This window comes from Halpernia sp. GG3, assembly GCF_052976925.2.
On the sequence record NZ_JBRIIR020000003.1, the window covers coordinates 16068 to 41972 of the forward strand.

A 25905-nucleotide genomic window follows, 5' to 3' on the forward strand; every position below is an offset into this window, starting at 1 on the left:
TCAGAATGCTTGCAAGTATTCGTCAGTTTACAATATTTCTCCTTTCGCTGCTTTTAATTCAAATTGTGACTTGTTGTAATTGCTGATCGCTATCAAATAGTCAAGTTGGGATTGCAGGAAAAACTGTTGTGCCTGAAAAACCTCAAAGGGTTTTACTGTTCCCAATTTCTGTCTTTCAATACTTTGGTGCAGAGCTTCTGTTGTAAAATCTAATCCTGCTTTCGCAATTTGTATTTGTTCCTTCCCAATAATAATCAATTGTTGAGCATTTTCAATTTCTTCATTGATGTGTCCTTTCAATTGTTCCGATTTTATTTCTTGAATCGTTATCTGGCTTTTGAATTTTTTAAGATCGCCTCCATATATCAAACGCCCAAGAGGAATTTTCCAAGTTAAAGATGCATTTAGCATTCCTGTCGGATAAAGCTGTTTTGTGTCGGGATATTGTAATGGAAATACTGGAGAGATCGCCCCGTTAATTCTTCCAAAATAGGAACCGTAAGTTCCTATGCTCAATGTTGGAATGAATAAGCCTGTTGTAATGGTTTTTCGTTCTGTTTGCAATGACCGAATCGTCAAATCTACTGCTTTGATTTCGGGTCTATTTTTATACGTTGAATCATTAACCGATAAAAATTCTTGCTGAAAGTTCAAAGGAACCATTACGCTATCGATAATTACTAATTTTACTTTGCTTTCAAGGTTAAGTAAACGCACCAACTCAGCTGATTTTTGATTGTATTCCGATTTTGCATTCAGCATTTCAATTTTTAAATGACTTTGATTGCTTTTTGACAACAATAATTCTGATTGGTAGCGCAGTCCCGCTCCCACCTGAATAGAAATTTGTTGCGTAATAGTATCAGATTGTGCCACCAAGTTTTTATAAGCAACTACCTTCATTTGTGCTGTTTGCAAATTATAGTAAGCTTTAATGGTTGCTAAAAGTGTATTGTTTCTTTCCGCCTGTGTTTGATAGACAGAAGCCTGAACTTGAAGTTTAGCAGATTTAGTTTTGTAAATACCTTCCGCAAAATTCCAGTTTGCATTTAAGCCTAAACCGCCCCAAAGGTTTTGTCTGTTCACATCTAAAAAGAAACGTCCATCTGCGTTCATTGCAGCACCCCAAAGTTGTTGTGTTTGTAAACCTGCATATACATCAGGCAACCACCATTCTTTTGCTTTGGATAAATTGGCTTCTGCTAATTCTTGTTTTGCCTTAAACTCTTTAATGGTTAAATTATTGGCGCCGCCCATTTCCAAAACCGTTTGTAAATTGATTGGTAATGTTGTCTGTGCATTTGCCGTAAATGTTGCTGCCACAAATAGGATGGCAACAAAATATTTTAAGCTATTTTTCATTTTCTTTTATTTAGTGGTTAATTCTTTTATTTTAACAGTTGCTCCATCAGAACAAAGTTGTTTTCCTTGAACTACAATTTTATCTGTCGGTTTAATTTCACCGCTTAATAGTTCTGAAAATTTTGCATCTCGTATCCCTATTTTCACATCCACTTTCTTAACAACCCCGTTTTTAGCAATCCAAATAAATGACTCGCCATCTACGTTCCCAATTGCTTCATTTGGAACTGATAAAGCATCTTTATGCCCGCTTTTTTGGATTTCTACTTTGGCATACATGCCGGGTTTTATTTTTAAATCTGTATTTGGTAAATCAATTTCGATTTTCATGGTCTTGGTAGATTCATCTAAGCCATAAGCAATACGTGAAACGGCTGCCGAAAATTTTGTATTTGACAGCTCAGGGAATACAATTTTTGTTTTAGTCCCTTTGTTTATTAATGGGGCATCTGTTTCTGGTACATAAACTGCCAATCTAATAGGTCGTACGTCTTGAATTTCAAATAATTGCATGGCGTTAGCATTATTTAATCCACTCTGAATAATTGCTCCCTTGTCTACAAACCGATTTACAATTACACCTGAAAATGGGGCCTTTACGTTCAGGTATTTGATCTGCGTTAAGATGTCATCACGTTGTGCTTTAATACTTATGTATTCTGCTTCAGCTTTTTCAAGATCAGCAATGGTAGTAAGCTGAGGTGTTTTTTCATAGATCGCTTTTAATCGTTCATAAATAGATTTTTTGCCTTTCAATTCGGCTTCAAATTTTAATTTATTACTTAATAATTCGGGATTTTCCAAAACGGCAAGGATTTGTCCTTTATTTACAAAATCGCCGATATCTACCTTTAATTGATTTAAAAAGCCACTAGTCATTGCAAACAGTTTTACTTGCTGATTGGGCATAGCTGTTCCCGAAATTTGCAATGATGCATCAAATTTATGGGTTTCGGCATTACTTACTAAAACGGTTGGAATATTTCTATTTTCAGTTGCAGTTTGCTTTTCTGCTTTATTGTTACTACAAGAAGAAAACAAAAGCATAGAAATAGGTATAATGATAATTGATTTGATTGAGTTCATTTTAATTTGAGTTTTTTTGTTGAATAAATAGAATAAAATGGGCACAACAAACAGCGATAAAAGGGTTGCGGCAGCTACGCCTCCAATAATTGCCCTTGCCAATGGTACATTTGCTTCTCCTCCTGTTTCATAGCCTAATGCCATTGGGAATAGCGCCAATATCGCTACAATAGCGGTCATTAGAATAGGTCTAAAACGATTTGTGACCCCTTCTTTTATGGCTTCTACTAATGGTTTGCCCTCCTTAAAGAGGTTGTTCATCTTATCTACTAATAAATTACTATAAGCAACGGTAATTCCAACCATCATTATTATTCCCATCATTGATTGGATATTGAGGTTCGTATTTGTTGCCCACAACATGGCCGTCACACCAATTAATCCCAAAGGAATTACAGTAATAATAATTAAAGGCAATTTGAATGAACGCAATAGTGGAACAATGACAAGATAAACCAAGAGAATTGCCAGGGCTAAACCCAAACCAAGATTGCTAAAGCCTTCTTTCATACTTTGTATTTCACCTCTTATTTCAACTTTGTATCCTTCGGGTAAATTTTTACGAAGTACGCTTAGTTTTTTTTCAATCTCAGCTCCAGTGGAGCCAATATCTCTGCCTTCTACATTAGCAAATACATCCGTTACCCTTTGTAAATTCAAGTGATTAATCTCAATTGGAGCAGAAGATAAAGAGGTTTTCGCTATGTTTTTCAGTTGCGTAACTTTTCCATTTGTTCCTGTCACCGAAATATTTTCAAGCGCCTGAGGATTATCTAATTCTGTTTTTGGATAAGTAACTCCTACAAAATAGTGATTGCCATTTTTCCCATCAATCCAAAAGGAAGGTTTAAAGTTTACAGAAGAATTTAATGCCGAAACAGTATTTTTAACAATATCATCTGCATTTATCCCTACCTGTGCTGCTTTAGTTCTATCGATGTCCACTTTAATTTCTGGATGGTCATATCGCTGAAGAATGCGTACATCTTCCGTTCCGTTTACATTCTGTACAATATCCCGCACCTTTACGGCAATGGCATGAGCTTGGTGTAAATCGTTTCCAATAATTTGCACATCAATTGGCGATGGTAAACCAAAATTTAAAGCACTGGTTATGATTCCACCGGTATTAAAGATAAACTGTACCCCTGGGAACTTTGCTTTTAATTGAGGGCGGAGTCTTTTAATATAATCTGCCGTTTTGGTTTTATGTCCTTCTTTCAACTGGACATTGACTGTTGCATCCTGTGTACCAGAATTTGGGGTATAGGCTGCTGGCCAATCATTCAAAACGCCGAGATTTGAAACAACCAAATTCACGTCATTTCCGATTTCTTTTTTCAAAAAATTTTCAATTTCCGTGACTGTTTTTTCAGACTTCTCGATTCTTGTTCCACTTTCCATACGAACATCCATGGATATTTGACCAACATCCATTTGCGGAAATAGCCCTCGACCTAATTTTTGAAAACCAAACATCGAAATCACAAATAAAACAGCTACGCTTCCTAAGACTAGCCACCTAAATTTTAATGCTTTATCAATCAATTTCACATAGCCGTTGGTAAGACGCGTAATTCCACTGTTAAACATTCTCAGAAATCTTACGGGTTTGTGATCAGGATCGTGCTCTTTGAAAAAAGCAGCCGCCATTATTGGAACAAGTGTCATAGAAAAAAACCGAGAACCAATCATCGCCAACGAAACGACAATGGCAAGCGGTGTGAAAAGAAACTTTGTAATACCCGTAAGAAATAAAATTGGAAGGAAAACAATAATGATGGTTAATGTTGTCACTAAAACAGGTAAGGCTACTTCTTTTGCACCGTCAAATGCAGCTTTAGCCGGTGTTTTTCCTCTTTTTAAGTGCTTATCAATATTTTCGAGTACAACAATACTGTCATCTACCAGTAAACCAATTGCTAAGGCAATTCCACCCAACGTCATACTATTTATGGTATCGCCGGTAAAATACAAGCCGATAAACGCAAACATGATAGAAAGTGGAATGCTCAGTGCAACAATAAACGTTGACCGGAAATCCCCAAGAAATAATAATAAGGCTAAGGAAACCAAAACCAAACCTATAATACCTTCTTTAACCAAACCGTTTATGCTGTGCCGCACATAGGTAGACTGATCAAGGATGACATCAAGATTTACAGATTTTGGTAAGCGTTCTTTCAAAGCCTTTAATTTCCCTTTTACAGCTTCTACAGAGGCTATGGTATTTGCTCCTGTACGCTTGTAAATAGGAATGTAAACTTGCCTTTTACCATTGATGTGAACTATGTTTGTTTGTATGGCACTAGCATCTTTGGCATAGCCAATATCTTTTAAAAAAATGGGTGCACCAGTTTTATCCATTTTTATCACAATGTTGTTGAAGTCGTCCACTTTGGGTAGCATTCCATTGGCATTTACGCTGTAATTCATATCGCCAATATTAATGTCGCCTGTTGGGATCATCACATTATTTTTCTTTACCGCATCAACTACATCTGTTTGAGAAAGTCCATAGGCTTGTAGCTTATCAGGATACACATACATGAAAATTCTCCGAAGCTTTCCGCCATATACGGCAGGGGCAATAATCCCTTTTACAGAGCCTAATAAATTCCGCAATTGAAAATAGGCGATGTCATACAGTTCTTTTCCATCCAAGCTATCGCTGCTCACTGCCAGTAACGCCAAAGGTGTTGAAGCGGTTGGATCATAGGGCATTACCATGGGTGGCACTGTGCCTGGAGGCAAATAATATAAATCAGACATTGCCAATGAGGTTACTTGTGAAAGTGCCGTATTGGGGTCAATGTCTTCTGAAAAAAAATCTTTCACAATACTAACACCAATCATACTTTTACTTTCTTGGCTTGCTATCCCGTTTGATTGCCCTGTCCATCTTTCTATTCTGGAAGTGATGTCTTTTTCCATTACTTCGGCAGGCATACCAGGATAAAGGGTTAACACCTGCACGGCAGAAGTTTTGTAGTTAGGTAGAATATCTACCGGTAGCCGTTTCACTACGACCAAACTGATCACGGCTATCAATAAAGATAGAACGATGATCAAATATTTGTTTTTAAAAGCTAATTCTAACATTTTTCTCCTTTTTTATTTTTAATGAAAAACTAGGTCAAGACATAGCGCTGCTATAAAGCAATAGCGTCTCAACATATTTGAAATTGGCATAAACACGAAAAGCCTTCTTTTATGAAGGGTTAAAGTGTAATATACCGATCATAAAGAAAGGTTAAACTAAGGGAGGTCCGCGAAGTGGATTATCAGAAATTAAGGTTGCCGAACGGCATTGAGGGTCAGGTGGGAATGAAAAGGGTTGTTTGTGATTGCCAAGTTTTACGGATTCACAATCAACAGGTAAAATCACAAATAATTGATTGCCTGGGGCTATATTTTCAACTTGGTGATTTTGTAGGTCGTAAATCTGAGATTGAACGTGCTTACATTCCATCTTTTGTGAGAAATGTTCGCCTTTTTGTTGTGTAGCTATTCTATGAATTTCGCAAAGGCTTGGTCCTTTGTGGTGGTAATTTTCGGTTGCGACTGGATGCGCAATACAAATCATTTGCCACGGGAATAAAATTATTCCTAATATCGAAAGCAGCAATACGGCTGTAAGTCTACGCATAGAAACCAAAGGTAGTATTTATTTCGCAGAGTGGCGCTCTCTGGTCCTTTTTTGTTATGGATAAGGTTTGTAATCTCCCCCAAAAAACTGAAGCATTTAAAAGTATAATTTTTAAATTCGGGAAGAATATAAAAAATAGAAAGTTTACAGAAGTTCAGATTATTGAGATATTAACTGAGCAGAATCAGAGGAAAACGTTAAATAAGTTTTGCCAAGAATATGGGAAAACGGTCGCACTTTTTATAAATGGAAAAATAAGTATAATGGAATAGATTAGAACCATTTGGTACAAACAGAGAAGGTGGAAAGGGAATTAAGCACATAACAGCAATTTTTTATATACGGTGTTGTGTGTCGTTTTTATTCTTTTCTGAGTGTCCAAGATTTAATAACATGCTCAAATAGATCAGTTTTATCTATGTCGATTAATATATTAGAAAGTCCGCTCTTCGTTTTATTTATTCCTTCTCCGTTTTCTTTTTAAAATTTATTGCGTCAATGGAAAATTTCAACGCATTCTCGTAGATGCCTATTTTCACTTGGTCTTTTTGAGTTTCGGCGTAAGATTTTGCAATTATGGTTATTACTAAATTTGGATTGTCTTCCTAAATATTATGGCCTGTTCCATTTGCCGTTATTCCAAATGTATTTGGATTGTTTTCAACAAATTCTTTGTAGTTTTTTTTTGTCAATAGTCAATTCTTTCCTTCTCTTGGAAGGGTGTAAACTCACTTACTATATCTACTAAAGGAATATCCTGTGGTATAGAAATAGTATATAAATAAAGTATAAGTTTAACTTTTTCTCAGATATTAAAAATAGGTAGCTTTATTTCGCTAAAATATCTACTAATTTCTTCCTAATATTTTCAGGATTTATTTCTTATCAATCAAAAAACAAAACTTCAAATTTAGCCGCGGGTAAAGCGGTATCTTTTTAATTGGCGCGCGAAGCGCGCGCCAATTAAAAAATTAGAGCGGAACACGGGAGGAGGTTTCGAAAAACACGAGATTGTCTTGCTCCTAAATAGAAAAAATAAAATGAAAAGTCTACTTTGTAAAATAGAAAATCTGCGAAATCTCCAAAATTAGCGAGAAAAATCTAAATTCTAACTTCTGATCCACTTCAAGAGTTCCTTTGCCGTGGCTTTATTGCCGTACATTAGGATTCCAACTTTGTAAACTTTTGCGGCAATATAAACCATCAATAGAGTAGTTGTTAATAAAATGACCACCGACAAGATAATTTGCCAAACAGGAACGCCAAAAGGAATTCTTGCAATCATCGCAACTGGCGAAGTAAATGGAATCATAGAGAGCCAAAATCCCATCGGGCCGTCTGGATTTCCCATTATTGAAAAACTACCATACATGCCGAGTGTTAAAGGTAGAATCGCGAAAATTGTAAACTGGGAAGTTTCCGTTTCGTTATCGACTGCAGAGCCGATGGCGGCATATATTGAGCTGTAAAAAATATAGCCCAATAAAAAGAAAATAATAAAAACACCGATAATTAATCCATAATTTAAATCTAATAAAGTATGAGAAATCTGCGTCGCAATTTGTTGAATGTCGAATTTATCAATCAAACTCGCTGAAGAGTCGCTGCCGGAAATCTGACCTTTCATCGCAGAAAAACCGGTATTTAAAAATATGGCACCGATCACAGCCATGGTGATCCAAACGGAAAATTGAGTCAATGCGACCAATGTGACACCTAAAATTTTCCCCATCATCAGTTCAAAAGGTTTCACGGAAGAAATAATAATCTCGACCACGCGGTTATTTTTTTCCTCCAAAACACTTCGCATTACGCGAACGCCATAAATTAAGATAAACATAAATGTCGCGTACATCAAAAGCATACTTAATCCTGACTTCACGCCAAAAGTCAAGTCAGAATCTGATTTATTATCATCAACTATATTTTTGGTTTTCAGTTCAAAACCTTTATCTAAAGCGGTTAGTTGGGTTTCCGTAATCCCTAGATTTTTAATTTTTTCTTTTTTAACCAAACCAGAAATATCGGTGGCGATTTTCTGTTTCGTATCAAAACCAATTTTATTGTTTAAAAGTAGTTTCGTTTCGTTTTCAAATTTTGCGTAATCGTTATTTTCTAGTATTGGTAAAATTAAAATACCGTCCGTTCCTTTCATATCTTTCAGCGCAGAAACCAACGATTTCTCTGCACTTTCCGGCACATAAACGTAATTGATGGTTGCGGTAGATCTCAAGTGCTCGGCAAAAACACCACTTTTATCAACGACATCAAAGGTGTTTTTTGTCTGGTTTGCTTTAAACATAAACGCGATGGTTGCACCAAAAGCAATGAGTAAAATCGGCGCTAAAAGTGTCAAAACTACAAATGATTTTTTCTTGACTTGCGTCAGATATTCCCGTTTTGTGATCAATATAATATTATTCATTTCTCTCAGTTTTGTGCACCCACAGCATTAATAAATACTTCATTCATACTTGGGATTTTCTCGTCATAAGAACGAATTGTGCCACAATTAATTAAATTTTCAAGAATATTTTTTTGTGGGATTTCACTTTTTAAATTAAAAGAAATCAGTTGATTATTTTGTGTAATATCCTGGATTTGATATTTAGATTTAAACTGCTCAAAAGCCTCACTTTTCACCTCAGAAATAGTTACGGCAAAAACATTTTTCTTAAATTTTTCTCTTACATCAAATACTTTTCCGTCAATTATTTTCCGCGCATTATCTACCAAAGCCACAGAATCACACATTTCCTGCACACTTTCCATGCGGTGCGTAGACAGAATAATCGTCGTTCCCTGTTCCTTTAGTTTTATAATTTGATCTTTAATTAAATTGGCATTTACCGGGTCAAAACCAGAAAACGGTTCGTCTAGAATCAAGAGTTTTGGGCGGTGCAAAACCGTCACTACAAACTGTATTTTTTGCGCCATTCCTTTAGATAATTCACTTAATTTTTTCTTCCACCATTGGTCGATCTGCAATTGCTCAAACCAATATTTTGCCTCTTTCAGCGCATCATTTCTCGTCATACCTTTTAGTTCCCCGAAATACAACAACTGATCGCCAACCGTCATATTTTTATACAAACCTCGTTCTTCCGGCATGTAACCAATTTCTCGAATATGAGAAGGATTTAGAAGTTTTCCGTTAATAAAAACTTCGCCAGAATCGGCTTGCGTAATTTGATTAATAATTCTTATGAAAGTGGTTTTTCCTGCACCATTTGGACCTAGTAGTCCGTAGATGGATGCTTCTGGAACGTTAATTGAAAAATCTTCGAGTGCCAGTTTTTTGCCGGCATTATAAGTTTTGGTAACGTGTTCCGCTTTCAGCATCGTTATTTTTGATTAATTAGTAGAGAAATGACGGACAAAGTTACGGAAACAGGAAGGAATTCTATTTTATTAGATTATGATTTTTGTGCTTGATTTTGTGAGAACGTGAATAGAGAAAAAATTAAGTTTTTAAATTTGACCTATAATTTTTAAATTTATTTTTTACATTTTGATGCAAGAGCTTTTTTATATTCACTTGTTATAGGTTCACCACCAAGCTTTTGACATTCATTATAATACCTCAATGCATTTTTACAATCATTTTTAAAAAAATAGCAAGCAGACATTTTAAATAAAGTATTTTGATTTTTTGGATCTAAATTGTAAGATTGATTAAATAATTTTAAAGCCAGATTAGAATCTTTGTCTCTATTATTAGTTAAATTACCCGTCATATAAATTGTCGCTTTATCAGTTAAAATTTTAGAACTTTTAGGATTTAATTTTAAACCTTCATCATATTGTTTTAAAGCATTTTCAAAATCACCAAATGAGAAATAGATACCACCAAAGCCCCAAAAAACATCTTCATTTGTTGGGTCAAGAAGCCAGGCTTGATTAAATCTATACATTGCGGTTTTTAAATCATTTTTATATAAATATTTAAAACCGAGATTCACTAAAAGTTCAGAAGCCCTCCTATGACTTCCTTCTTGTGCTAAATATGTTTTAATAAGCTCCTCGTCTGCTTCTTTTTGTTCTTGTGTTTTGATATGGTTTCCATATTTTGGCAAAAGTCTTATTTCGGTTTTGGCGTCTTCTTTCCATTTGGAATAATTTTGCTGCTGTCCAAAAGTAAAAATGAAAAAGAACAAGATGATAATGGAGATATAATATTTCATGGTTTTTGATTTTATGGCGAATATTCAACTGTATTTTTGACTTAAGTTTTTCTTGTCTTCCAGCGCCAGTTTTTTGCCAGCATTATAAGTTTTGGTAACGTGTTCCGCTTTCAGCATCGTTATTTTTGATTAATTAGTAGAGAAATGACGGATAAAGTTACGGAATCGAATATGATTTTAATCTTATAAAACCGTGATATTTAGCTGTTCAAAGTTTAATAGAATCTTGTGGAATTTTTTCAGGTCCAATAAAACATAATTCATATTAAACTTCTGTTAATTTTTTTTTAATTTAGTATTTTAAGAAATTGTTTGCTTTAAATTAGCACTGAAAATAATTTCTTATGAGATCTAAACTATTTCTTTCATTTGTCGCAAGTTTTTTAATTCTTAAAATCGTTGCGCAAACCCCAACAAATAATCCTAAAGCTGAGAAAATTCTATTATCCAACGGATGGTTTTTAACCCCGGCAGGAAGATCATTGCCATTAGGTGACTTGCCTTTAAATATGGCCTTGTCGACGTCCAATAAATTATTGGCTGTTACTAATAATGGGCAAAGCACGCAAACAATTCAATTAATTGATCCAAAATCTGAGAAAATTTTAGATGAAAAGCCGCTCGCAGAATCTTGGTACGGTTTGACTTTTAGTGACGATGGAAAAAAATTATACGTTTCTGGCGGCAATGATAATATCATTTTAATTTATCCGATAATCAATCAAAAATTAGGGAATCCCTCAACAATTAAACTTGGCGAGAAGTGGCCGAATAAGATCAGTCCGGCTGGTATTGCAGTTGATGATAAAGCGCAAATTCTTTACACGGTAACAAAAGAAAATAATAGCTTGTATGTGGTTGATTTAAAATCTAAGAAAGTTTTAAATCAAGTAGAATTAGGCGCTGAAGCTTACGATTGCTTACTTTCTCCAGATAAAAAAACCTTATATATTTCTTTGTGGGGCGCCGATGAAGTCGCTGTTTTTGACACCCAAAGTAAAAAAATTATTTCTAAAATTAAAACTGAAAATCGCCCGAATGAATTGTGTTTAAATAAAAAAGGAACCGTTTTATTTGTAGCCAATTCTGGTGACAATTCTGTTTCTGTCATTAATATTGCAAAGAAAAAAGTAATTGAAGTTATCTCGGCGAGCATCAGTTCAACCAAGTTAACAGGTTCCACAACCAATGGGCTTGCTTTATCATCAGATGAAAAGACCTTATTTATCGCTAATGCAGATAATAATTGCCTGGCGGTTTTTGATGTAGAAAATCTAGGAAAAAGTTTTAGTAAGGGTTTTATACCAACAGGATGGTACCCAACAAATGTAAAAAGTTTTGGACAAAAAATATTCGTCAGCAATGGCAAAGGATTTACCAGTTTACCGAATCCAAATGGACCGAAACCAATCAGCAAAACGGATGACAGCGGCTACCAAAAAAGTCCTTCCGTAAACAAAAACGTACAATATATTGGTGGATTATTTAAAGGAACTTTATCAATTATTGATATTCCAAAAGAAGAACAGTTGGAAAAGTACAGCAAACAAGTTTTTGCAAACGTCCCTGCAAGAAAGCCTTTGCAAACAATTAATTCGATAAAAGATAATCCTATTCCCTATAAATTAGGAGGCAAAAGCCCCATTAAACATGTGTTTTATATAATTAAAGAAAATAGAACGTATGACCAAGTTTTAGGTGATGTAAAAAAAGGGAACGGACAAGATTCTTTGTGCCTTTTTCCGCAAAAAGTAACGCCAAATATTCATGCTCTAGCAAATGAATTTGTGTTGCTGGATAATTTTTATGTGGATGCAGAAGTAAGTGCCGATGGACATAACTGGAGCACCGCGGCTTATGCTAATGATTATGTGGAAAAAAGTTGGCCTATCAGTTATGGCGGTCGAGGAGGAAGTTATGATTTTGAAGGTTCCAGAAAAATTGCCTATCCAAGGGATGGTTTTATTTGGGATTATTGTAAAAGAGCGGGTTTAAGTTACCGCACTTATGGCGAGTTTACTGACGGAAAAACAGGCAATATTCCTTCCTTAGAAAATAATTTTTGCCCTGGTTATGCCGGTTTTGATATGAGCGTGCAAGATACAACGCGGTATCATGTTTGGGAAAAAGATTTTGATCAGTTGTTAGCAAAAAATGAGGTGCCACAATTTAATACTTTAAGATTTTCCAGCGATCACACAAGCGGACAACGTTTGGGAAGTCGCACCCCGACTGCAAATGTTGCAGATAATGATCTGGCCGTTGGTTTACTGGTTGATCATATTTCTCACAGTTCTATTTGGAAAGAATCTTTAATTGTAATTTTAGAAGATGACGCTCAAAACGGTTCTGATCACGTAGACGCGCACCGTTCTCCAATTTTGGTAATCAGTCCTTATACCAAAAGAAATGAAGTGGTTTCTACCATGTATTCTACCAGTGGTGCTTTACGAACAATAGAATTGGTTTTAGGTTTGCCGCCAATGAGTCAATATGATGAAGTTGCCTTACCTTTTTACGATTGCTTTACCTCAACTATTAATCTAAAACCTTTTGATCACCTCGAAGCCAATGTTGATTTAAATGCAGTAAATGTTGCCGTAAATAGCAGTTCTAAAAAATCGGCCTCATTTAATTTGGCTAAAGAAGATGCGGTACCAGATTTAGAATTAAACGAAGTAATCTGGAAATCTGTAAAAGGCGAACATTCATTAATGCCTGCGCCCAGACGAAGCGCATTTGTCAAAATGGAAAAGAAGAAGGAGGATGATTAAAAATTTAGTAATTGATCGGTTTTTTAGATTCTATCCAAAGTTTCATTCACTTGCTTTTCTTTATAAGAAGAATCGGAAACTTTCCCGAAATTATATTTGATGCCAATTGAAAAAACCGGCGTATTACCGTAAAAAGTACCTTTAGTGTTTGTTTGACCATAACTCAAAGATTGGATAAAATTACTTTCCTTAAAGACATCGTTGTAGCGTAAAGTAAAATCGAAATTCGAAATGGATTTTGTTAAACCTAAATTAAGTATCACCATTTCATTGTATTGATAAATGCCCTGCGTTCGATTTGTGATCCAAGATCCATCTACCAGAAAATTAAATCCTTTTCCTAATTTTAAAGTATTATTGGTATAAAAATATAAATAGGGTGTCGATTTTTTCGCAATAGAAAGTCGGTCTTCAATTTTAGAATAATTCAAAGAAAGACTGTTTTGAGATGTTAAAAATTTATATTTAAAAGGAACATCAAAGCCCAAATTGCCACCAATTTCTTTATCGAAATTTAAAGAAGTAAATTTTGAAATATTTTTATCTTCCACATAAACCAAATTGTAACCCATCGGGTCTCTGCTTTCATAATAAGAAGCATTTAACGCCCATTTTTTTAAATTGACACTTGCAGAAATTGTGTTCGTATAAGTTGGCAAAAGGTTTGGATTTCCTTGATATTCTATGTAGGGACTGCTGTATAAACCGCCGGAAGAAAGATCACCGTAATTTGGTCTTTCTATATTTCTGCTAAAATTAAGGGTGTAAACGTAATCTTTGTTTTGTTTAAATGAAATTTCCGCCTTTGGAAACCAATCCAAATAATTTCTCTGAATGGTTGTTTGATTTAAAATTTGGTCAAAACCATTGGCGAAAGTAGATTCCAAACGAAGTCCGGCTTTAAAACTTAGTTTTTCTTTCTCGCCAGAAAATTCTGCGTAAGAAGCCCAGTTTTCTTCCTTAAAAAAATATTTAAAATAATCTGAACTTTGTGCCGAATTGTAATTTGTCAAATTATTAGTTGTCGCTTCTGCTTTGGTAAAACTTCCGCCAAAATCTAATTCGTAATCGTTTTTAAATTTTTTCTCAACGTCTAATCGTCCGGAATAAGCATTTACAGAATAATTTTGATTGCGGAATTGGTTAAAAACAAAATCTGTATTATTCAAATTATTAAAAAAATTATAATCCACTTTATTGCTTTCACGCGTGTATTGAAAACCTGTGAATACATCGGCGTCGAGAGATTTTATCTTTTTATTATAATTGAAAATGGAATTAATGGTCGCTCTTTTTCTGTCTTGATGATTTAAAGTTAAAATATTGGATTTATTTCCATTTTCTTCGTAGTTCGTTACCGTCTTATTATCGCCTTTGTCCGGGCGAAAATTCCCATTGATATTTAAAGTTATATAATCACCGTCATCATTAAGTTCTTGGTAAAGATTTGTCCCCAAAATAGTTTGCGGACGATTCGTAATTGATTTGATTATATAATCGGAATTAATATTTTTGCTCGGCACAGAATAGATAAAACCGTTGCTTTCCCAATGTTCGATTTGATTATAAGCCGCGTTGATTTTCCATTCGGTTTTATTTTTTTTCTGTTGATAATTGGAAGAAAAATAATTTTCAAAACGTTTTTTAAAAGTGGCAGTTTCTGCGATATTAAGTTTTGAACCTTCTTTTTTACTGTTTTTTAAAATTATTTTTATCACGGCATTTCCCTCCGCTTCATATTTTGCCGAAGGATTTTTGATAATTTCTACAGATTTAATATCATCGACAGAAAGTGAAGTTAAAGTCGTAAAATTAATTTTTTGATTGTCAATATAAAGTAAAGGAATTCCTTTTCCGACCAAAGACAAACCTTCGCCGTTTGCATCTATTACTACGAAAGGTAATTTTGCCAAAAGATCGAGAGGTGTCGCAACTTTTCTCAACTCAGAATTTGCAATGTCAATTGTGATATTTCCTTTTTGAACATGAAAAGGCGCTTTTTTTCCTTCAAGTTGAACTTCGGCAATATCAACTGTACTTTCTTTAAAAACGAGTAGGAAGGTTTTGTCTTCAGAAAGTTGAAAAGGTTTTTCTTTCTGAACAGACTTTCCGTTTGTAATTTGTAAATAATAACTTTGTGGCGAAATATTTAAAAATTCAAAACTGCCGTTTTGTGTAATTGTAGATTTTACAATTTGATTTTCAAAATTATAGAGATCAACTTTTGCCGCTGAAATTGCTTGGTTTTTCGAATTTGACAAGTTGCCGTTTATTTTAAAGTTCTGCGCAAAAAAATTAATGCTGAAAAAAAGAAAAAATAGAAATTTCATTTAAAATAGATTTATTAATATGATGATACAAATCAAACTAAAAATGATCATTTATAAAATATAACTTTCCCAAGATTGATAAATCTTGGGAAAATAATTTTATAAACCTTTGAAATTTAAAATTTTGTGATTTTGCTTTACTAAATATTTTTAAGTGCTTTTAAATAAAAAGAAGGAAGAGTTCCCGTTAATTTTTTGAATGAATTTGTGAAAGATTCCGTATTGCTAAACCCAACTTCTTCTGCAATTCCTGCAATAGTCAATTTTTGCAGATGTGGATTTGTTTTTAATTCTTCTACTAGATAAGCAATTCTTTGTTCATTGATATATTGAGAAAAACTTTTGCCTTTAATTTCGTTTACTGCTTTTGAGAGATAATCTCGATTAGTTTTAAATTCTTTTGCCAGACTTTCAAGGGAAAGATCTTTATTCAAAAAATCCTTATTTTTTTCAAACGACTCAAATTTTAAATAAAGTGTATTTAAAATTTCTTCTGAAATTCCTGTTTTAGAATTCCGATGATCCAGTTTTGTTGATAATTCATCCTCAAATCCTAGTTTTTTATTAATTTTTTTAAACGAATTTTGTGCTGAATTTTTGGCTAAAAGCACGGCTTGTTGCTGATAATATTTGGTTTTTTTACTTTTATTAAAGTAAAGAAATATTAGAATAATTAAAACAAAACCAATAATCCCACTGATCCAAAACAGGACAGAATTTTTGGAATTTAGATCAGAGATTAGATTTTCCTTTTCCTTTAGCAAAATGGGAATATCATACTTCTTGTTGATTTCTTTCGCGAGAATTTTGCTATTTTTATTTAAAATACGGTTGACTTCTAAAAAGTGTTCTATATAAAAAAGTTGTTTTTCTTTGTCGCCTGCTTTTTTATAATGCTCAATTAAAATTGGATAAAACTCGACTAATTTTGAATCCGCATTTTTAGTTTTAATAATAATAGAATCAACAGTTTTAAATTTATCTAAAAATATGATATTATTAGTCTTGTAAAAACTCATTCCTGCATAAAACTCACTTAATGCTAAATTTTGAATTTTTGAAGAATTTTGTTTCATCAGTTTAGAAACATTTTCTAATATTTTTGCCGCGTGTAAATAATCTTTTCTTTTATATTGATTAATGCCTGAAACCAGCATTAAATTTGAATAATTTACTAAACTGTCAATCTCAGTATTTTTTCTCAATCCGAGTTTCACATAAGAATCAGACAAATCTAATTTATTCGTTTTAGAATAAATATAAGCAATTGAATATAAACAACTTACATAATTTTTACTATTTGTTAAATTACGATTCTCTAAGTATTTTTTGTAATTTAAAAATAATTTTTTTGCTTCCTGGTAATTGCCTAAATCCAACTTTAAAAATCCTACGTTAAAGTTAGCCGTATTATAAACAACGCCGTCTTTTTTAGAAAAATCTCTCGCTTGTAAATAGTTTTCTAATGATTTGGCATAATCTGAAGTAAAATAAAAATAATTTCCTTTTTTTAAATAACCCAAAGCCACATTGTCTAAATCCTGACTCTTTTTTGAGATTACAATCATACTATCCAAATACGCAGGATTAAATGTGATCTTAAATAAATAAAGATAAGCATCAGCAGTTTTGCGTCGGTCTTTTTCTTTTTTTCCTTTCAGTAAAATCGAGTTGGCGTAAATTGAGGCTTTGTTTGGGTTAATTTCAAATGCATTATTAAAATTAGTTTCTAAAATTTTGAAACTTTTTTTAGATAAAGAATCGGGAATTTTAAAACTTTTTGTACTTTGAGAAAAGTAAAAATTACAGCAAAAATTAATTAAAAAGATTAGAAAAAATTTCTTCATTATTTTTAGAATATTTGCTGTCTAATTCTATTAGAATATTTATTGAGTCTAGAACTGTTAAATTTTCATCTTAAAAAATTGGAAGAATAAGACAAAAATTATAGGTAAATTCTAAAAACTAAACTCCTCATAAAATTCTTCAGTTTCAGCAATTACTTCAGCCATTTCTTCCATTGTAAAAACTTCCAGAAACTTAACGCGGAAATCTTTAAAATGGGGTATCCCACGGAAATAATTACCGTAATGTTGGCGCATTTCTATTAAACCTAATTTTTCGCCTTTCCATTCTGTGCTCCATTCTGCATGTTGACGAACTGCTTCTAAACGTTCTGCAATAGTTGGTTTTGGTAAATTTTCTCCAGTTTTAAAAAAATGTTTTACCTCATTAAAAATCCACGGATAACCAATCGCACCACGGCCGATCATAATACCGTCACAATCATACTTTTGTTTGTATTCGAGCGCTTTTTCCGGAGTGTTAACATCTCCGTTCCCAAAAATTGGGATCTCAATATTGGGATTATTTTTTACTTTCGAGATATAATTCCAGTCGGCTTCACCTTTGTACATTTGGCTACGCGTTCTGGCGTGAATTGTTAATGCTTTAATTCCAGTTTCCTGCAAACGTTCCGCCACCTCCATAATATTAATGGTGTCTGTATCCCAGCCCAATCTGGTTTTTACAGTAACAGGTAAATGTGTAGAATTTACCACGGCTTTTGTGAGACGGATCATTAAATCAATATCTTTTAAAACGCCTGCGCCCGCTCCTTTACAAACTACTTTTTTCACGGGACAGCCGAAATTAATATCGACAATATCGGGTTCTACGGCTTCTACAATTTTTGCAGAAAGTGCCATCGCTTCTTCATCACCACCAAAAATTTGAATTCCAACAGGACGTTCGTAATCAAAAATATCCAACTTTTTCTTGCTTTTCATGGCATCACGGATCAAACCTTCAGAAGAAATAAATTCTGAATACATCATATCTGCACCGTGCATTTTGCACAATCTGCGAAACGGCGGATCTGAAACGTCTTCCATTGGCGCAAGAAGCAAAGGAAAGTCGGGGAGTTCTATATTTCCGATTTTTATCATGGTGCAAAAATAAGATTAATGTAACAATATAGCAATGTAACAGTTTGCCAATTTTAAAATTTTCAGTAAGTCTTCGCCATATCTTGTGGAATTACCAAATTAAAATTCGTTGGTTTAAAGTCTTTCGTAGGAAGAGTTAATTTTATATCGTCACTTTCAAAAACTGAAATAACTGCAATTTTTAAATTTGGATTTTTTTGTTTTAAATACCAATAAATGCCGCCAAATTCTTTACTATGATAATCGCCGTTAAAATGTAGAAAAGTAAAACCTAATTTTAAATTCTGTTCGATTGATTCTGCCATTGTCGCATCTTTTACCGCTTGCGCCGCTACAAAATCCATCGCTTTACCACCAGAATGTTCGGCCATCATTTTTTTCATTTCTTGATAACCGGGCGTTTCTAAAGTAACTGAAATTGGTAATTTTACAATCCATTTTTTCTCATTTTCTGGAAGTGTATTTAAACTTTCTAAACCTTCCTTAGCTACTTTTGAAGCATAAATTCTTGGAATATTTGTAGCGACAAAAGGAATGTTTTTTTCTTTTGCAAAATCAACCAGTGGTTTGTAATCGGTTTCGTAATTACTCCAAAGTCGAACAGAATCTTTCAGATTTTTATCTAAAATTTCTCCTTTTAAATAGTCGTTTAATTGTGCTTGATTATCGCGTTCAAACATTTCTGCACCCAAAATTATTTTTCCGGCTTTTTGTTTGTAAAGTTCTTCAGTCACTTTTAATTCCAACCAATGGATAATAGAATTATTGTGATATTCACCGAATAAAACCACATCATATTGAGAAAGATTTTTAACTAATTTTTCAGTATTTACTTTCTTTCCACTTAGATTATAAAACTGAAAGGCTTTCAGCTCCTGCGAATTTAAAGACGCAAAACTGAATATTAACATTAAGACAATAATTTTTTTCATGAGCTTAATTAATTTTTTTTTCTGGCAACTTTACAACTAATAATTTCACAACCAACAACTAAACAACTTTCATCAAAAACTTGCCTTTACTTGCACGCTTCCAATATGAATTGTTCTTACGCCAGAATTTCGACCTTCGTAATTTAAATCTAAACTAATAAATGAATTAATCGGCTGTTGCAAAAATAAAGACCAAACCTGGTTTTTTCCGGGTTTTAAACCGTCTAACATTTGGTTTCCTACAATGCTAAAACTATTTCCTGTAAAATTATTATTGATGAATGAAAAACTGGCGCGCAAAGACGTTTTTCGCCATTGCCACTGCAAAGTTCCACTGAGATCTAAAGTTTTCAAATACTCCGCGCCATCTAATCTGCGTTTTTGCTTTAGCGACGTATAAAACTCAGTCTGCAGAGCATCTGTAAATTTATAGGTCGCTTTTGGTTTGGTTTCAAAGTTTTGCAATTGGTAATCACGAGTGCTAAAAAGTTCCGATGAATTCTTGATTTGAACCGCATTATTTTCCCAGTCAATCCGGAAATTTTTATTAAATAAATAGCCGACGTTTAAAAAATGTGAATTTTGGTTTCTTTCTTCGTTACTAAAATTAGCATTAATTAAATTATCATTTTTTATAAATCTGTAACTGCCATTCCAACCCGAATTATCTGTGGGATTAAACTGCATAGATCCTAAAAAATTTTGATTTTTTAAAATTTGACGTGAATTTTTTTCAAATGGATTGAGAACTAAAACTTGATTTTCTTTATAAAAGGAATTTTCAGAAAGTAAAGACAAATTAAAATTCCAGCGCTTAAGAAATTGATTTTCAGAACCCAAAACGGCCGATGGATTTACAAATAAAGCCAGTTGTAATTTGTTTTTATTAGATGGTAAATAGGTTACTGTATTTGTATAAACTCGAATATACTGCGCTAAATCTGAATATTCTGCCACTTCAAATTCATCAATTTGCTGTATCCCGTCGCCGTTGTAATCCGTCCATTTATAAACACCTTGCCCATCTGTTACTTTTAAATATTGAAATTCCCGTTGTGCTTCCTGCCCGTTTCCGAGTTCATAAAAAGCCTGTAAACGCATGCCATTATTAAATAATTTCTGATTATAGAGTAAATTTCCCAGGACAAAATCTTGATTTTGAATACTCACTTTTGAGCCATTTTGATAGAAAAATTTTCGGTATTGAACCAAAGCATTTAATGTTGTATTTGGTGTTTTAATTAACTCACTTTGAAGCAATACACCAGTAATCTGATTCGTATTTTGCAATCTGTTATCCCGTACAGAATCATTATTTCTGATGTAAACTTTTGCGAGAAATCTAGTTCGCGTACTATCACCAATTTTTTTCTGCAAAAAGGCCTCTTTCCAACTGTAACTTGTCACATCTAATTGTGCCGTTGAATTGTAATTTTTCAAATTATTTTCAAAACTGCCGCCGATACCCCAACTTCCTTTTTTGGTTAAATATTCGGAAATAACTTTTCCACGTGCAAAGTTTGTATTTTGTGTAATTGCCTTTGTATTAAGGTAAGAAATAGATCCTGTTGTTAAAACTTTTCCTGTTTTAAAACCAAAATCTAAATCATTTTTTATTCCAGTGTAGGTGTTTTTTTCATCTAAATAATTGAGTCTGTAATTTAAAAAAGATTGTGGTCCAATTTGATTTAAAAAACTAAATATCAAGCGATTTTGAGTGGTTTGGTTAAATTCCTGTTCCAAGTTGAAATCTCGGGAAAATTCTACATCATTTATTCTGTCTAAAATATGAAATCGGGAATCAATATGCTGAAATTCTAAACTTGGCGTCCCGGTCCAATTATTTTTTCTAAAAGTTTGATGACCAAAAATCCGTGCCGCATAACCAATATTTTGTGAGTTGTCTTTGGACGAAAATAAATTAACATCATAATTGCTTAGGGAAAAATCTGCCCCAATCTTTCCATTTTCTCCAACTTTGTATTCCGCATTACCAGAAAAAACTTGTGATTTCACGGGCGCAGGTAATTTTCTCACGGCGCGGTAATTTCCTAAATTTTGACCAACATATTCAAAAACACGCCCGTTATTGGTGGTTTGAATAATTTTATAATCGCCCAGATTATCCCCAAAATACGTGAAGGAAACCTGATAAAGAATCTGTGTTTTGTCCGTTGAAAATTGGTAATAATTTCCGCTGCCAACATTAATTACCTGGTACAAAATTTTGTTAACATCAAAATCTGTTTTTACACCCGAAGGCGCAAACATTAAATCTGGATTACTTCCGGCATTCACTAAAATTTGTTGGTCTTCTTTGCTTAAATTTAAAGAAAGTGGGGCGTTTTTATTGTCATTTTCCAGAAACCAGTTGAAACCTAATTTTAATTTTTCTCTTTCGTGCTGCACACTTCCAGTAACCAAAAATCGCGTATAATTTCGGTTAGTATAATTATAGGAAATCGTGATAAAATTTTGTTTAAAAATAGGTCGGTAACTCGTAAAGGTTAATTCCCCCGTGTTGTAATTAATAATATAATCTTGATTTTCACCGCGCTTCATTAAAATTCCATCAATAAAAACCTGTTCAGAACCAGAAAGAATTGTGATAAATTGTTCGCCATTTTTCCCTGTTAATCTGTACGGTCCTTGGTTTCCTTCGATTCCTTGAAAGCGGATTCTATAAAATTCACTTCTGGCAATGCCGGCTGAAAAATCAAAAAAAGTTTTATTTTCTTTTCCTATTTGTGTTTGAAATTGTAAACCCAAACTCTTTCGTTGGTATCTTCCAAAATAGGTTTTGTCGTCAATTAAATCAACGTGTCCGGCACGTAAAATCGAATTTTTTTTGATATTAAGTTGAATGTAAATTTTATCAAATTCTTCTAAAGTCTGCGTATAACCATCCGCTTGAATTGGTAAATTATGATCTGAAATGCTGGCTAATACTGAAACGTCTTTAGATAATTGTCCAGAAAATTGTAAGTCTAAAGAAGATTGTACAGATTGACCTTGGTTATTGCCAAAAGTAATCCCGCGAATAATTGATCCATTAGAATTAATAGTTCCAAAACCGGGATTTTTCGGGTTTTTTACCAAAACAGCTTCATCTACAATGATATTATTTTTAGTTTTTATAAAATCTAAAGTATCTTTTGTGAAGTAATCTTTATTTAATTTTTGACTTATTAAACTGTCTTTTGAAATAGAATCATGTTTTAAATTTCGATTTTTCCACGTGAAAATTTGAGAAAATCCAAAGGAAAATCCGCAAATTACAAAACAGAACAAAAGAAGTTTTTTCACCAAATAACGTACGTTTTAAAGTTTGTAAAAATATTAAATTAAGAAATATATTTCGGCTTTTAATTTCATATTTCTAAATGGTATTTTTAGTTAAATCTTTAACGTTTTCTAAGTGCTATATATTTTATAAAAAAAGCAACTGCCAGTTTTACTTATCTTTAATGGACTATCTTAAAAGATATTTTACCTTCAGATTTTGTAAAAAAAATTGAAAAATCTGTTAATCTGAAGCATTTTTCAGCGAAATGATCATAAATATGGATTCTCTCGTAAAGCATATTCCTGTGATGATCCCGGTAGCATAAAAGTCATAAGAACCGAAGAAAATGGTAGGGAAATTTTGTTATCTCACATTTGGGGAAAGTTTAATTGTTTCAAAACTAGCTAGGATGAAGAACGAAACTTTATAAGTAAAAGACATCGGAGAAGATGATGAAGTAATTGTTCTCAATTCCTTTTGATAATGAGAAAGAGTGGATAAGAAATTATAAGGAACGGACGGATTTGATTTTTAATCTTTATCAAAAAAATGCGAAGAACTTTTAAATGTAAGAAAATAAACCTTACTACTTTAATGATAACCTTTGTACAAACAGCTTTTTTGATGTTTTTGTAATACTAAAAGTGTAAAGAAAAAATATGGAATAGATTCCTATCAAAAACAAATCAGAATTCGAAATAACAAAGTAAAAGCGGCGTGCGACTCATTGAAGTAATCGCATTAAAATTGGCATAAAGATGTAATATTGTTATTATTAACTTAAAATTAATATTAAAACTATTGTATTTATTTTTATTTTACTACTTTTGAAGTAAATAATAACCTTTTAAATTTTTAATTATGAAAAAACTTTATTCTTTAATTGCAATTGCAATGTTTTCCTTTGCAACAATGGCGCAAACTACAATTGCAGAGTGGGCACCAAATTCAACAAATACACCAGGCGGAGCAGGAAATTATGGACCGAGTCCTTTTACTCCTACTACTGCAGATGTTAATTTAACCGTTGGTGGTTTAACAAGAGGGAGTGGTATTTTAACAGCAACAGGCACAGGTGCTGTTTCTGCTTGGGGAGGAACAGATTATCTTAGTGCTGATCCTGCGTCTGCTATAACAGCAAATGATTTCGATACATTTACAATTAGTGCTAATTCAAACTACAAAGTTTCTATTTCAGGTATTAATAAATATAATGTGAGACGTTCAAGCAATGGACCTACTTCAGCGCAATGGCAATATCAAGTTGGTTCTGGTTCTTTTATTAATATCGGTTCAACTATTACTTTGGGTTCAATAACAAGTAGTGCTGGTAATGAGCAGGCTGCGATTGACTTAAGTGGAATTTCTGATTTACAAAATATTGCTGCTGGAACTACTGTTACTTTTAGAGTTCTTATTTGGGGAGCAAGTGCTACAACCGGAACTGGCTATTTAATTAATGGAAATTCAGCCGCAACAAGCAAAACATTAGCTTTTGTAGGAACTGTAGTAAATACAACATTATCCGTTTCAGATTTAAATTCTTCAAAAGTAAGTTTAGTTAAAAATACTTCCGTTAAAGAATCGCTTCAGTTTGGTTCTAAATCAGATATCCAGATTATAAATATGACTGGACAAGTTGTGCAAAAAGCTTCTGTAGATGAAAATACTGTTTTAAATGTTTCTACATTAAACAAAGGTATTTACATTGTAACAGGAGTTGTAAACGGTGCAAAAATTTCTCAAAAAATCATCAAGGATTAACAAAAATTAAAAATAAACCTGCTCTTATTTTGAACAGGTTTATTTTTTAATTTAGATTACAATTAATAAACAAAAAATTATTTAAAATGAAAAAAATTTTTACAATTTTAGGAATTGCTTCAGCATCTTTCATGATGAATGCACAAAATCTACTTACTAACGGTGGTTTCGAAAGTGGTTTGGCGCCATGGGCGTCAGGTACAGTAGCTACTTACACTACACCAACTGTCTTTACAGACGGACACACTGGAACTGCAAGTATAGGCTATACAAATCCTGCGGCTACAACCGGATTTTTTCAAAACGTGCCGGTAACAGATGGTAAAACGTATAAAGTTACTTTCTGGTATAAATCTTCAGGAAATGCAAGACTTTGGAGTATTTACAAAACTGTAGCAGGTGCACCAGTTTACACAACTACTGATGCTTCAACGGATCAATTTAGAACAAGCAATGGTTATTTACCTGCAGCAGCAGCTTGGACGCAATTTACCGCAACAATGCCGGCTGGAACTGGAGTTACCAACCTCGACGTTGCCTTTAGAGTTTATGCCGGTGTAATTGCTCAATTTGATGATATTACAACTACTGATGCTGCTTTAGCAGTTTCAGATTTAACTATTTCAAAACATGCTCTAGTTAAAAGTACAAATGTTAATAACACTTTAATGTTCGCTGCAAAATCTGATATTCAGATAGTAAATATGAATGGCCAAGTTATAAAATCTGCTTCTGTAGATAATAACTCAACCCTTGATATTTCTGCTTTACCAAAAGGAATTTATTTGGTAAAAGGTCTAGTAAACGGAGAGCAGTCAGTTCAAAAATTTATGAAAAACTAAAAAAATATTCTTTTTTTAATTAAACTGTTTCTTTTTGGAAACAGTTTAATTTGTAATTTAGTCTCCCATAAAAATAAAAAATATAATGAAAAAAATCTTCACGATTTTTGCTTTGAGCATGCTAACATTAGCCGCTGCGCAAACTAATGCTTTTAAAGGTTCAGATTTTGAAAACTTTGCAGATTTTACAAAAAGTTTAAATCATTACGGGCTGAAGGACTACGCAACACAGGATTCTGGTAAGGGAATGGCTGGTACTTCTGCACTCAAAATTTCAGGAACGCCTGCAGGAAATGACTACGTTTTTACCGCTACTGCAACAGAAACGCTTCCTGCCAAAATTAAAGAAATAACGCTTATGGTGAAGGGTAAGGCTGAAAAATCACTTTCAATAAACCTTTATAAAACGGATGGTACTTTTTATAAGTTTAATGTGGGTGATCTGAAAAAAGCTGTCATCCTCGCGGACAGTGAAACAAATAATTATACAGGAATTATTGATACGGGCGGTAATTATCTGAAAATAACTTTATCCTGTGCAGGACTTGCAGATATTAATAGAGGTACTTCAGCAAATTTTTTCGCAATAAAAGTGGGAAAAGGTGCAGCTTATAATTTAGAAATCGATGATATAAAAGTGGTTGCAGGAAACTAGAATTTACTTTTAGATTAAGATGAATTTAATAGTCTGAAAAGAAATTTTCAGACTTTTTTTTATGTTATTTCATCAATTAACTAAATCCGGAAT

15 protein-coding genes are annotated in these 25905 nt (G+C 33.2%); 4 read left to right on the plus strand and 11 right to left on the minus strand.

Translation table 11 applies throughout. The annotated features are described in order from the left end of the window. Positions 1 to 27: 27 nt before the first annotated feature. The 6 genes from ACVBED_RS00505 to ACVBED_RS00530 all read right to left on the minus strand — a co-directional run bounded on the left by ACVBED_RS00505 (position 28) and on the right by ACVBED_RS00530 (position 10281). On the minus strand, positions 28 to 1362 hold the full coding sequence (locus ACVBED_RS00505; protein ID WP_473094323.1) for a TolC family protein: 1335 nt from the start codon (positions 1360 to 1362) through the stop codon (positions 28 to 30). 6 nt (positions 1363 to 1368) lie between these two features. Then, positions 1369 to 5550 (minus strand): efflux RND transporter permease subunit, encoded by a 4182-nt coding sequence (locus ACVBED_RS00510; protein ID WP_473094324.1) that lies wholly within the window; start codon positions 5548 to 5550, stop codon positions 1369 to 1371. A 151-nt stretch (positions 5551 to 5701) separates the two neighbouring features. Then, positions 5702 to 6097: a hypothetical protein gene (locus ACVBED_RS00515; protein WP_447120644.1), complete on the minus strand. Its 396-nt coding sequence runs from the start codon at positions 6095 to 6097 to the stop codon at positions 5702 to 5704. 1108 nt (positions 6098 to 7205) lie between these two features. Continuing rightward, on the minus strand, positions 7206 to 8522 hold the full coding sequence (locus tag ACVBED_RS00520) for an ABC transporter permease (protein ID WP_447120645.1): 1317 nt from the start codon (positions 8520 to 8522) through the stop codon (positions 7206 to 7208). 5 nt (positions 8523 to 8527) lie between these two features. Continuing rightward, positions 8528 to 9439 carry an ABC transporter ATP-binding protein gene (locus ACVBED_RS00525; RefSeq protein WP_447120646.1) on the minus strand — a complete coding sequence of 304 codons (912 nt, stop codon included), beginning with the start codon at positions 9437 to 9439 and terminating at the stop codon, positions 8528 to 8530. Between the two features lie 155 nt (positions 9440 to 9594). Then, on the minus strand, positions 9595 to 10281 hold the full coding sequence (locus tag ACVBED_RS00530; protein WP_447120647.1) for a tetratricopeptide repeat protein: 687 nt from the start codon (positions 10279 to 10281) through the stop codon (positions 9595 to 9597). Between the two features lie 344 nt (positions 10282 to 10625). Here ACVBED_RS00530 and ACVBED_RS00535 point away from each other — a divergent pair, with 344 nt between their 5' ends. Beyond that, positions 10626 to 13055: an alkaline phosphatase family protein gene (locus tag ACVBED_RS00535; RefSeq protein WP_447120648.1), complete on the plus strand. Its 2430-nt coding sequence runs from the start codon at positions 10626 to 10628 to the stop codon at positions 13053 to 13055. A gap of 23 nt (positions 13056 to 13078) precedes the next feature. On the opposite strand, the gene ACVBED_RS00540 is transcribed toward ACVBED_RS00535, so the two are convergent. The 5 genes from ACVBED_RS00540 to ACVBED_RS00560 all read right to left on the minus strand — a co-directional run bounded on the left by ACVBED_RS00540 (position 13079) and on the right by ACVBED_RS00560 (position 22556). Continuing rightward, positions 13079 to 15316 carry a TonB-dependent receptor domain-containing protein gene (locus tag ACVBED_RS00540; RefSeq protein WP_447120649.1) on the minus strand — a complete coding sequence of 746 codons (2238 nt, stop codon included), beginning with the start codon at positions 15314 to 15316 and terminating at the stop codon, positions 13079 to 13081. A 209-nt stretch (positions 15317 to 15525) separates the two neighbouring features. Next, positions 15526 to 17232, minus strand: a complete 1707-nt coding sequence (locus ACVBED_RS00545; RefSeq protein WP_447120650.1) for a helix-turn-helix domain-containing protein — start codon at positions 17230 to 17232, stop codon at positions 15526 to 15528. 111 nt (positions 17233 to 17343) lie between these two features. Continuing rightward, on the minus strand, positions 17344 to 18333 hold the full coding sequence (dusB, locus tag ACVBED_RS00550) for a tRNA dihydrouridine synthase DusB (RefSeq protein ID WP_447120651.1): 990 nt from the start codon (positions 18331 to 18333) through the stop codon (positions 17344 to 17346). Positions 18334 to 18395: 62 nt separating this feature from the next. After that, positions 18396 to 19265 carry a ChaN family lipoprotein gene (locus ACVBED_RS00555; protein WP_447120652.1) on the minus strand — a complete coding sequence of 290 codons (870 nt, stop codon included), beginning with the start codon at positions 19263 to 19265 and terminating at the stop codon, positions 18396 to 18398. A 72-nt stretch (positions 19266 to 19337) separates the two neighbouring features. Next, entirely contained in the window at positions 19338 to 22556 is a 3219-nt protein-coding gene (locus ACVBED_RS00560) for a hypothetical protein (RefSeq protein ID WP_473094325.1), read from the minus strand. Positions 22557 to 23412: 856 nt separating this feature from the next. Here ACVBED_RS00560 and ACVBED_RS00565 point away from each other — a divergent pair. From ACVBED_RS00565 to ACVBED_RS00575, 3 genes are all read left to right on the plus strand, one after another. Beyond that, positions 23413 to 24315, plus strand: a complete 903-nt coding sequence (locus tag ACVBED_RS00565; RefSeq protein ID WP_447120654.1) for a T9SS type A sorting domain-containing protein — start codon at positions 23413 to 23415, stop codon at positions 24313 to 24315. An 86-nt stretch (positions 24316 to 24401) separates the two neighbouring features. Next, entirely contained in the window at positions 24402 to 25157 is a 756-nt protein-coding gene (locus ACVBED_RS00570) for a T9SS type A sorting domain-containing protein (protein ID WP_447120655.1), read from the plus strand. 85 nt (positions 25158 to 25242) lie between these two features. Further along, positions 25243 to 25812, plus strand: a complete 570-nt coding sequence (locus ACVBED_RS00575) for a hypothetical protein (protein ID WP_447120656.1) — start codon at positions 25243 to 25245, stop codon at positions 25810 to 25812. The last annotated feature ends 93 nt before the right edge of the window (positions 25813 to 25905 follow it).

Excerpts from the sequence above, each read along its gene's own strand:
- ACVBED_RS00515 (WP_447120644.1), bottom strand. The coding sequence starts at position 6,097 with ATGCGTAGACTTACAGCCGTATTGCTGCTTTCGATATTAGGAATAATT.
- ACVBED_RS00575 (WP_447120656.1), top strand. The coding sequence starts at position 25,243 with ATGAAAAAAATCTTCACGATTTTTGCTTTGAGCATGCTAACATTAGCC.
- ACVBED_RS00510 (WP_473094324.1), bottom strand. The coding sequence starts at position 5,550 with ATGTTAGAATTAGCTTTTAAAAACAAATATTTGATCATCGTTCTATCT.
- ACVBED_RS00545 (WP_447120650.1), bottom strand. The coding sequence starts at position 17,232 with ATGAAGAAATTTTTTCTAATCTTTTTAATTAATTTTTGCTGTAATTTT.
- ACVBED_RS00530 (WP_447120647.1), bottom strand. The coding sequence starts at position 10,281 with ATGAAATATTATATCTCCATTATCATCTTGTTCTTTTTCATTTTTACT.
- ACVBED_RS00535 (WP_447120648.1), top strand. The coding sequence starts at position 10,626 with ATGAGATCTAAACTATTTCTTTCATTTGTCGCAAGTTTTTTAATTCTT.
- ACVBED_RS00555 (WP_447120652.1), bottom strand. The coding sequence starts at position 19,265 with ATGAAAAAAATTATTGTCTTAATGTTAATATTCAGTTTTGCGTCTTTA.
- ACVBED_RS00570 (WP_447120655.1), top strand. The coding sequence starts at position 24,402 with ATGAAAAAAATTTTTACAATTTTAGGAATTGCTTCAGCATCTTTCATG.
- dusB (WP_447120651.1), bottom strand. The coding sequence starts at position 18,333 with ATGATAAAAATCGGAAATATAGAACTCCCCGACTTTCCTTTGCTTCTT.
- ACVBED_RS00565 (WP_447120654.1), top strand. The coding sequence starts at position 23,413 with ATGAAAAAACTTTATTCTTTAATTGCAATTGCAATGTTTTCCTTTGCA.
- ACVBED_RS00525 (WP_447120646.1), bottom strand. The coding sequence starts at position 9,439 with ATGCTGAAAGCGGAACACGTTACCAAAACTTATAATGCCGGCAAAAAA.
- ACVBED_RS00505 (WP_473094323.1), bottom strand. The coding sequence starts at position 1,362 with ATGAAAAATAGCTTAAAATATTTTGTTGCCATCCTATTTGTGGCAGCA.
- ACVBED_RS00520 (WP_447120645.1), bottom strand. The coding sequence starts at position 8,522 with ATGAATAATATTATATTGATCACAAAACGGGAATATCTGACGCAAGTC.